This window comes from Prevotella jejuni, assembly GCF_900187995.1.
In the GTDB taxonomy this organism is placed as follows: domain Bacteria; phylum Bacteroidota; class Bacteroidia; order Bacteroidales; family Bacteroidaceae; genus Prevotella; species Prevotella jejuni.
Genome location: NZ_FZNZ01000034.1, coordinates 26,537 through 36,472, shown reverse-complemented (window position 1 = coordinate 36,472; position 9,936 = coordinate 26,537). Strand labels below are relative to the sequence as shown.

The following is a 9,936-nucleotide window of genomic DNA, read 5'->3' as shown; positions in this document are numbered from 1 at the left end:
TAATTGGTGTTCAAAAGGGCGTTAGTAAGGGTCTTAAAGAGTATCTTTTGCAAGCCAAAAGGGCGTCTTTTAGAAGCCAAAAGAGCATGTGTTGGGTTTGAGATGTACAAAAATAGTTTACAAACATGATTTAATAAAGGAATAAGCAGGTTATAGATGACAGATTGGCATCACACCTAATTACATTTATCATATAGTTTACCCCCCCCCTTATAAAACAATCTTATTGGCGGTAAGCTTACCATGTATGTATATTAATCTCATTCTATTAACGATCTACGCATTTAACGGAAGAACCTAAATTGTTCTGCCCTATATATTCGGCTTTGAATGATGTGACTTTAAGTTCGATAACATTGTATGGATGTCGTAGGATATCATAAAGGATGACATCGGCATAGAAATCAGAGGCACCAAGCTCAAAATACTTCTGTTAGGCAACAAAAGTAAAGCCAATGTCCTTTTCCAGAAGATATTTAGTGATATGAGAAACTAATTACCACTCTAAGAGAAGAAAAACATCGGTGTTACGTCACATCAAGAGGTAAAACGCCTCTTCTTTTCTTCATATATTACTAATCACAGCACTAATGTCATTCTCCTAATAAAATACAAATAAAATCCTTTGTACCTCTCACAAAGATACATTTATTTTGCAGACAAAAACAAAGACCTAATAAATTATGAACAAAACAACATTTATCTTGATTACTGGTATTACATTGCTCTGCAGCACTACCTTACTCACAACTACCAGTTGTTCTCCTAAGACTCCTGAAGAGATACGGAAAGATAGTATCGAAGCATTCCATGCTACACCTGAGGGTGAGGCAGCTGCTACTGTTGAGAAATATTTTGAAGCATTAAAAACAGAAGGACTTTCTGAAGCTGCATCAAAGTTCTGTACTGGGAAACTGGCAAAACAATTAGAGTCCATGGCAGCACTTCTCAATATGGCGAATGGCGGTAGTGGTTATGATAGGTCAGACATGGGTTTCGAGTCCGTAAAAGCTGCTACACTAACCAACTATCAAGATGTAGCAATGGTTGTACTTAAGAACAAAAAGGGAATCTTCACCGCAATGTTAATCCTACAAGAAGATGGGTGGCGGATTTTCTCGATAGAGCCTAATGATATGACTGGTTTTAAGAATATGATATTTCAAGACAAATTATCTGACAGCTATGACGTCTACCCTACTGACGGAGAAGACCCTGACGGTGGTGCATCTGCTGCTCGACAGTTAGAAGAGGATATGAACCAAGACTTCAACGATACATACGATAATACCGATTCATACTCAGAATAAAAACTTCAAAATATACAGAGACATGACAACAGAAAAACTCATCAAAGCCATAAAAGATTACGAGTGCCATGCACTTCCCATAAGTAAAAATATCTTTACAGGCAATAACATCACAGCTGAACTTATCGAGAAACATTGCAACCGCTATGGCATTACTTGCCAAGAAGAGCAACCGCTACTCATTGTCAATGACTCTATCGTGGGTTCATTTGGTGGATATGGCTGGACGGGGCTGATGATTACCGACAAGACACTCTATTATAAGTGTACAAAGGATTCCTTCCTCAGTGGTTTAATTGCATTCAGTTCAAAAGGTATACTTCCTTTAGATCAAGTGCAGACCATTGCTATCGGAAATCACGATGCCTGCTTCGGCACAGCCTACGTTGGCCATCAACTCGTTATCAACAACAAAATAATGGGCTTACTGCGTATGGGTGGAAGGATTGAGTTTGACGACAAGGCTATCAGCCAACTGAATCATATCTTTAAAGCCGCCAGATAAGCTTGTTCAACTCTGTCTTTCGCTATTAAAAAGTTGAAGAATAAACGTCCTTAGCAAATATGTTATATTTGGCTTTGGCAGTTATACCCTCTCTTAGCAATAAGTTGCTGGCATACTAACATCGTATAATAATGTGTTAGCACTTCAATTGCATTCGTATTAACATTCCGCACCAGTGGTGTTAGGCCTCCGCACCATTGGTGCTGAGCCTTAGCACTACCCATGCGGGACATAAACACGCAAATTGGAGAGAAGAAGAAAGATTCTTCACAATCATTACATTCTACGGAGTAATAGATCAGCAACCAACCTATATGAGAAAGGAAATGTGATAGCTTCCATTAGCTAAAACAGTAAACAAGCTTTCTACTGAACATATTTTACCAAGCAAATATATCGTAATTATATTCTTTAGAGTAGTATTAATATATACTTTTCATTGTGATTTCTTTACTTTATTTCATTATTATTTTGCCATTTCCAATAAATTCCCTACATTTGTGCCATGTTTGGTGGGCACTTTACAAACTACTCACCATTCATTGCACAAAACTTGCAAACGAGGTTATTCGACCCGGTTAAATCTGGAAAATTCAACTAAGGAGTCGTCACTAATCGAGTTTAGGCAGGTTCTGTGCCCCTATCCTATATGGGGGCATGGACTGTCTTTACTTTATTTTGACTCCAAGGTGTTTTCCAGAACCGAACCGGATAAATAAAGATAAAGCGGGCCGTGTCCCCTTTCTTCTTTTATCCTCGTCTAATACAATTATAACTAAAAACAAAAAATCATGGCACTTTTCAGAATTACCGTGAAGATGTCAAAGCACTGTGATGGCATGGTTATAGAACCAGGCATGAGCATCCAGTATGCTTCGATGTTTTCAAACATTCTTTCAAACAATCAAGAAAGAGAGAAAATAAACAGTCTCTTCTTTAACCACTTTGGTGTAGACTTAAAGAAGATGAATGCTTTGACCCCTGCGTATTTAATTGTAGAAAAGATATAATAAGAATACAATACAACTTAAACTATTATGAATAAGATTGAAGACTTACGTTCTATTGCAGAGTCCATAGGACTAACCAGCATAGTTGAAGAGTTAACATTAATAGAATTGCGGTCTAAGCAGGAAAATGCAAACATTATCCTTCCTTTAGTCGGCGAATTTAGCTCGGGTAAAACAACGCTTATCAATGCACTGACTGATAGTAAGGGTTTGGAAAGTGCTACTAAACCTACAACAGCAACAATTTATGAAGTGCATTTTGGCAGTGATTCTTGTCACGCAGAAGTAATCGATGCCAATGGTAACTGTATAGAAGTAGAAAATATAAATGACTTAAAAAACGAAGAATTAGCAGATGCAAAAGTTGTGACAGTATTTGACACATCTACACGCATTCCTGCTTCTACTATAATTGTTGATACCCCTGGACTTTCATCTCCTGATCCTCAACACAAACAAACACTTGTCAATTTTCTACCTAAGGCTGATGGGATATTACTTGTTACCGACATAAACCAGCAGATGACTCGTTCACTGACAGACTTTATCGAGATGATAAAATTATCTCAACGACCAATTTATTTAATACTTACCAAAAGCGACACTAAGTCAGAGGAAGATATCGAGTCTGCAAAACAATACATCAGCAAAAATTGTAAGATTCCTTTAAAGCAAGTAGCTGTTGTATCTGCAACAAAAGACTCACTCGAAGAGTTATACACCTTACTTGATTCTATTCAGGAGGAAAAGAAAGATATTCTGAAACGTGTTGATGATCAACGCCTGAAAAATATATCAAAAATGATGCTCAAGCAGGTTGAAGAACTAATGTCTGCCTCTTTATCCGACGAAAACACTGACGAAGCTATCAGAATGTGTCAGCAAGAACTTGACAGAGTCAAACGACAAATAGAACGTTTAGTTGATTCTGTTGCCGATGATATTGATGAACAGGAACGCACAACCACACGTAAATTTGAAGATATAATATTCGATAAACTTAACACGCTTGTAACAGGAAAAAGTTCAGATTTCGACAATGAAGCAATGACAACTATTAATAATACAGCTTCATTATTAATGAATAGCTACAAAAATGGTATACAAGCTGCTATCTGTGAGAAAGCAAGAAATCAGAATGAAAGTGAAAAAGAAGATGGCATTTCATTAGAATCTCTAAAAAGTATGAACCTCTCAAACATCCAAATGACAGGCTTAACTTATAATATGGATTTGAATGGAATGGGACATGAATATGACCAATGGATAAAGGTGGGTGTAATTGCTGCAGCTGCTGTTGGAACAGTTGCTGCTGTTGCAGCAACTGCAGGAGGAGCAGCCGCAGCAGGTGGAGCATTAGCAAGTGGAAAAGCTATTGATGCTATTGATACAGTTTCTGACGTTGGTAGTATTATTTCTAACCAGAAAGCTGTTAGCAGAATAGAGAAGGCAGTTACATTAGCAACAAAAGTTACTCAAAAATATGAAACTATTGAAAATGGAGCACAAGCTCTATCAGGAAAAGTTGGAAGCGACAAGGGGCTAATAGACAGCATGGTTGGTTTTGTTACAGATAAACTCCTTTCCAAGCCACAACGTGCTCGCGCAGTTCGTAATTATATAGATTCATCTTTATCACCCGATTTCAATAATAGATTAAAGGAGATTTCGCTGGAATTAGTTAATATAGTTAGGGTTTCTTTGAATGAAGAAGCTACTGAAATTATTAACCAGAAAACAAATTCTCTTAATCAATTGAAAGCAGAACGTAAAGAACAAAAAGAACAATTTGAGCAAAGAATAAGTCAATTACGAGAATATAAAACATTATTATTAACTATATAAAACAAATGAAAATGATAGAACTAATTGGTGGAATTGTTATTGGTGGCGTTGCTGGAGTAGCTCTTAAGGACAAAATCGTAGGAAATTCTTCACAGAATGATACTAAGCAAAGAGAGTTAGAAACACTTTATGCTGAAAATGAAAAATTCCGTCAGCGTAACAAAGAGGCTGAACGTCAAGTAGAGGATCTGATGGTAGAATTAGACAGAATTAGAAAAAAGGCAAAAGAGAATGACGAAGAACAAGATGACTTAGAAGACGAACTTGATAAAGCAAAATTAGAGCTAAAGTCACTTCGCCAACAGAATGATGAACTTGCACGTAAAGTAAAAGAATATAAAGATGCATGTGAAGCACAAGCGGCTCAAATTTCTCTTTTGAAAGAAAAAATAGGATAGTATGGATTCAACAATAATCATATACATAATTGTAGATATTATTATAGCAGTTTTCATTTGGCTTTATTGTTCAGGTCAGACATCAAACAGTAAAACCTTGGCTTCTCAACTTTCAGTAGAGAATGAGAGGTTGAAGACCAAATTAGCTGAAACAGAAAAGAAACTTACTAACAGCGTTGACCTTGAGAACGAGTTGGACAAAATTGAGTCAAAATACAAGGCTTTGCTGAAAGAAGCAAATGAACAATGTGCACAGCTTGATGAACAGCTAAAGAATGCTATAGATGGGAAAATAGACAACTCTTTCAAAGAACAGTTAGCTCAAACTGAAAAACTGAAAAAAAAGATTGAAGATCTTGAAGAAGAAATCGAGGAAAATGAAGATGACATCTCTGATTTAAAAAAGAAGCTTCATTTAAAAGATGACGATATTGCTGAACTACAAGACAATCTAAAAACAGAACAAAAAAACACGAATTGTCTTAAAGAGGAACTTTCTTCTCTTAGTCAAACACTTGACGATAAACTTGAAGAACTAAAAATCAAGATGGGATCTTTGGATTTCATTCAGGAGATTCTTTCCGCAAAAGAAATCAGTACAGAAGATACACAGAAGTTATACAAAAGAATTAACACTTTTGAATCTTTTGTAAAAGGATCATATCTTGATTTGAACTCTTACTTATACAATAGTTATGATAATATACCTTGGAAAGAATTTATAGGAAAGCAAGCTATTGCTCCTAAGAAACAATACGTCATAGACAATTGTGACCAATGGACTGCTACTAAGCGTAAAAGCTGGTTAGATGGGAAAAGGACAATAGCATTTGTAGGAGAGTTCTCAGCTGGTAAAACTTCTATCGTCAATAGAATTCTGACTCAAGATAATCCTGATATACCAAAACTTCCTGTTAGTACAAAGGCTACAACCGCTATTCCTACATATATTGCAGGAGGTTCTGTTGTATCCTATAGTTTTATCTCAGGTGACGGAAGGCGTAAAGAAATTCTTGAAGAAACATTTAAAAAAGTTTCAAAAGAAGTTCTTGACCAGATAAAAGGTGTATCTTCGCTTATAAAATACTTTGTAATGACGTATAAAAATCCTAATCTCATTGGATTAAGTATTCTTGATACACCAGGATTCAATTCTAATGACAGCGAAGATCGTGATCGTACCATTGATGTCATTAATGAGTGCGATGCACTTTTTTGGGTATTTGATGTAAATGCTGGAACCGTAAATCGAAGTTCAATCTCTATTATCAAGGAGAAACTTAATAAACCATTATATATTGTCATTAACAAAGTTGACACTAAGTCTGAATCCGAAATTCAAAAAGTTGAAGAACTTATTCAAAAAACCTTGGAAGAAGAAGGACTTAAAATTGAGCAGTTCATTAGATTCTCATCTAAAGCATCAATCGAAGATATTATGACACCTATTCATAATGTCAAAAAGATAGAATCCCGTGAGAATTTTATTTCTGAAATAAAAGAAGACTTAGAACATCTACTCAAAGTATTCAAGGAGAATGTAGATGAACAAAGCAAGTCATTTATAGGAGAGTCTCAAATTGGTGATAACATTATTGATGATTTAATAGAAGATTTCAATTTGCTATACAAGGATTGTGAGGCTGCCAGGCAAATTCCTCGATGGGAGACTCATATCTTCAGTAGCGATCGTTATGAAATGTCCAAAGAAGAATATGACCAATTAATCGAACTTCTTGATATCATTGCTGAAGAGAGGCCTAAAATAATTGCCAACAAAATAGATAATCTTAGAGAAAATGCAGAAAAAGCACAAGAGGTCTATTCTATGCTATGTGATATAGAATCTGCATGGCAGAATATCAACGATTGTTTAGAACAATACAAAAAAATAACAAAAGAACTATAAGATATGGAACACAATTTGTTTGAAGAGTTACAAGCAAAAAAACAGCAACTCATTGCATTCGCAACAAAAGCTGTAAAATATGGATGGATTCCTGCAACAAAAGAAGAAACAACGAACAAAGGGATAATTTCCTTAGAAGAGATAAAAGAAAAAATAGAAAATGACACTCTAACTATTGGTGTCATTGGACAGATGAAATGTGGAAAATCTACCTTCCTAAATTCATTTGTTTTTAAAGATGATGTTCTTCCTGCAGCAACTACACCTATGACTGCTGCACTTTCCGTCATTACGTATGGAGAAAAAGAACATATCGTAGCTGAATTTTATACTGCTGACGAATGGGCTGAACAAAAGATGCAAGCCCTAAGAGAAGAGAGTGAAGCGACTGACACACTTGATGCCTCAAAAATAAAAGCAGCAAAAGAGTTGATTTCTAAAGCTAACAAATTAGGGACATCACTGGATAGTTACCTTGGTAAGACAAAAGAAGATAGTTTTGATCAACTCATAGAATACGTTGGAGCTGAGGGAAAATATGTCTCTATAACAAAGTCTGTCACTATCTATTATCCTAATGAATGCTTAAAGGGAGTTGAGGTCGTTGATACTCCAGGATTCAACGACCCAATCGTTTCTCGCGAAGAACGAACCAAAGCATTTCTTGCAAAAGCAGATGTTGTCATCATGATGCTTTATGCAGGCCGACCATTTGATGCGACCGATAGGGACATTATCTTCAAAAATGTACGCCAATGCGGAATCGGTAAAGTCCTTGTAGGTATTAATAAATACGACATACCTTATTGCAGCGAAACTAATCCTGAGGACGAAAACCAAATTAAGGATTATGTAAAACAGGAAATCAAAAAAGCCTGTCGCGAATGTAATGACAATACACTTGTTGAGATTCTGAATGATGTTGAGCCTATACCACTTTCCGCAGAGATGGCGTTACTCTCTGAATTACCAATGAGCAAGATTACCTCTTCTGATAGCTTTGAATTCGCATGGAAACGTCATTGCTCTAACTTTGGGATTAGTACACAGACTGAGATGTACAGGTGGAGCCACATAGATCAGTTTATCAAAGCTGTACAGAATATGATTGACAATGAGAAAGGAAAAATCCTATTCAAAAAGCCAATAAATGCAATACTTGCAGCAGGAGAAAAAATAAAAACAGATAATGAAGATGCTCTTAGCCTACTCTCAAATAAAATTACTCTCCTTTTAGCCCCTGACTCTGACCTTGAAGAAAGAGAAGAGAAACTATCAAAAGCAAAAAAGAGAATATTAAAGAAAATCGTTTATCTTGAAGAAGACCTTAATGCAGAAATCCGTAATCTTGTTGGAAAAGGTAAAAATGAATTAGAAGACATTGTTGATGCAAGCTGCCGCAGAATGCTCAATATTGTACAAAACGAATGGGGAACTTTTAAGAGCTTTGATAGTATAAGTCCAAAACTTGATACGGAACTACAAGCTTTAAAAACAAGAAAACTTAAACGTGCAACAGAAAATATTTCAAAAGACTGCGAGAATAAAATAAAACGCAGTATTAAAGAATTTTTCTCTGACACAGAAGATATACTTTTGAAATATCTACCTGATTTCAACAACAAAGATTTTATAAAGTCCACTCAAAACAACATAACAATGGATATGGGTAAAAGTGATTTATTTTCTTATGCAAATGATGATGAGGAAGAGATTACTTGGGGTGATGTTATTGGCTCAATATGCAATGGTGCTCTTAATGGAGTCACATTAGGATTATGGGAAAAAACTATAGATTCAATAAGCCATAGTGGAATAAAAAAAGATGTTTCAGACGAAATTAATTCTATTAGTAGGGAATTCGACCCTAAACCATACCTAAATCAGGCTTTCAAGAGCAAAGATAAGATTATCGAGGATGTTCGTAATAGGTTTATTAATGAACTGATTGAGCCACTTCAAGAACAAATAACAAATGTACGCTCAAAAATAAATAACAAAGAACAAGAACTACATAATGCAAAAGAAGAATGCAAAGTCTTAGAAGAGACAAAAAGGGATATAGCAAAGCAAATAGAAGATATTCAAGCATTGCAAACAGAACTTTCGTAAATTATAAAGACTTTGAAACCAAGAATAATTCATCAAAAGAGTACGTCAGTAATCTTCTGTCGTACTCTTTTGTTACAAAAGGGCATAATTAAGTCTTTAAAATTTTTTGTGTAGATGTTTTCAGAAAACGATATTAAATAATATCTATTACACACATAAACAGATTTAATATTGAGAATGAATAAAACAGTAAAAAGCGAAATCAATAAGACTGAGTCTTTACTTCTGACCTATTACGAGAACCCACAATTAATAACATGTGATGAGAAGATGGAAGCACTCATCTTTAATCGTCGAATGCTCCTTAACCAACTATTCAAGCCAACAGATGAAAACTATCAGCTGTTAAAGGAATTCAACGAAATACTTAAAGAAGTAGTAATTAAAAACTATCAACAAAGCAGAGAGTTATATTACAATACAAAGAAAATGTTGGCAGATAGTGGAAATAGCTTGCTGTTTGAGGGTGTAGAGTGTAAAATCTTCTTAGGAAAAGACAGACAATACTCGAAAAATAATCCTTTTCAAGGAGAAGAATCAGAAATGATATGGGAGATTCTCAATGATGAAGGTTATAACGACATCTATTGCAAATATGGTTGCTGTATAAGTTTTGATGGATATCATGGAGAGGAAGACGACAAGAGTGAAATGGAACTCATAGGATTGCAAGATGCGGATGATTGTTGGAATGAAGGATTAGACAGAGAATGGAGTTACGACTTACACCTTCATCAGCATTTCCACAATCTATACGACCATACAAGCTTCAGCATCTTCGATTTCATTTATGTTAGGGACTTCTACACAGAGTTTGAACTAAAATTTAATCAGAATACTTAAACAA

General features: G+C 35.3%; 8 protein-coding genes and 1 pseudogene. 8 read left to right on the top strand and 1 reads right to left on the bottom strand.

Features of this window, described 5'->3' with window-relative positions:
- Window positions 1-301: 301 nt before the first annotated feature.
- Window positions 302-496 (bottom strand): annotated as a pseudogene (locus CHB62_RS14700) (PDDEXK nuclease domain-containing protein); the annotation flags it as partial.
- A 187-nt stretch (window positions 497-683) separates the two neighbouring features.
- Here CHB62_RS14700 and CHB62_RS11800 point away from each other — a divergent pair.
- The 8 genes from CHB62_RS11800 (at window position 684) to CHB62_RS11765 (ending at window position 9,932) form a co-directional block, all read left to right on the top strand.
- Window positions 684-1,310, top strand: a complete 627-nt coding sequence (locus CHB62_RS11800; protein WP_089366996.1) for a hypothetical protein — start codon at window positions 684-686, stop codon at window positions 1,308-1,310.
- 22 nt (window positions 1,311-1,332) lie between these two features.
- Window positions 1,333-1,815 carry a hypothetical protein gene (locus CHB62_RS11795; protein ID WP_089366995.1) on the top strand — a complete coding sequence of 161 codons (483 nt, stop codon included), beginning with the start codon at window positions 1,333-1,335 and terminating at the stop codon, window positions 1,813-1,815.
- 791 nt (window positions 1,816-2,606) lie between these two features.
- Window positions 2,607-2,825 (top strand): DUF6140 family protein, encoded by a 219-nt coding sequence (locus CHB62_RS11790; protein WP_089366994.1) that lies wholly within the window; start codon window positions 2,607-2,609, stop codon window positions 2,823-2,825.
- Window positions 2,826-2,852: 27 nt separating this feature from the next.
- Window positions 2,853-4,670, top strand: a complete 1,818-nt coding sequence (locus tag CHB62_RS11785; RefSeq protein WP_089366993.1) for a dynamin family protein — start codon at window positions 2,853-2,855, stop codon at window positions 4,668-4,670.
- Between the two features lie 5 nt (window positions 4,671-4,675).
- Complete coding sequence (locus CHB62_RS11780) at window positions 4,676-5,068, top strand: hypothetical protein (protein ID WP_089366992.1); 393 nt, start codon at window positions 4,676-4,678, stop codon at window positions 5,066-5,068.
- A gap of 1 nt (window position 5,069) precedes the next feature.
- A complete protein-coding gene (locus tag CHB62_RS11775; RefSeq protein ID WP_089366991.1) occupies window positions 5,070-6,977 on the top strand; it encodes a dynamin family protein in 1,908 nt (635 codons plus the stop codon).
- 3 nt (window positions 6,978-6,980) lie between these two features.
- On the top strand, window positions 6,981-9,089 hold the full coding sequence (locus CHB62_RS11770; protein ID WP_089366990.1) for a dynamin family protein: 2,109 nt from the start codon (window positions 6,981-6,983) through the stop codon (window positions 9,087-9,089).
- A gap of 177 nt (window positions 9,090-9,266) precedes the next feature.
- Window positions 9,267-9,932: a hypothetical protein gene (locus CHB62_RS11765; protein WP_089366989.1), complete on the top strand. Its 666-nt coding sequence runs from the start codon at window positions 9,267-9,269 to the stop codon at window positions 9,930-9,932.
- Window positions 9,933-9,936 lie beyond the last annotated feature (4 nt).

What these genes read in the sequence shown, in the direction of transcription:
- CHB62_RS11800 (WP_089366996.1), top strand. Translation starts at nt 684, where the DNA reads ATGAACAAAACAACATTTATCTTGATTACTGGTATTACATTGCTCTGC.
- CHB62_RS11795 (WP_089366995.1), top strand. Translation starts at nt 1,333, where the DNA reads ATGACAACAGAAAAACTCATCAAAGCCATAAAAGATTACGAGTGCCAT.
- CHB62_RS11790 (WP_089366994.1), top strand. Translation starts at nt 2,607, where the DNA reads ATGGCACTTTTCAGAATTACCGTGAAGATGTCAAAGCACTGTGATGGC.
- CHB62_RS11785 (WP_089366993.1), top strand. Translation starts at nt 2,853, where the DNA reads ATGAATAAGATTGAAGACTTACGTTCTATTGCAGAGTCCATAGGACTA.
- CHB62_RS11780 (WP_089366992.1), top strand. Translation starts at nt 4,676, where the DNA reads ATGAAAATGATAGAACTAATTGGTGGAATTGTTATTGGTGGCGTTGCT.
- CHB62_RS11775 (WP_089366991.1), top strand. Translation starts at nt 5,070, where the DNA reads ATGGATTCAACAATAATCATATACATAATTGTAGATATTATTATAGCA.
- CHB62_RS11770 (WP_089366990.1), top strand. Translation starts at nt 6,981, where the DNA reads ATGGAACACAATTTGTTTGAAGAGTTACAAGCAAAAAAACAGCAACTC.
- CHB62_RS11765 (WP_089366989.1), top strand. Translation starts at nt 9,267, where the DNA reads ATGAATAAAACAGTAAAAAGCGAAATCAATAAGACTGAGTCTTTACTT.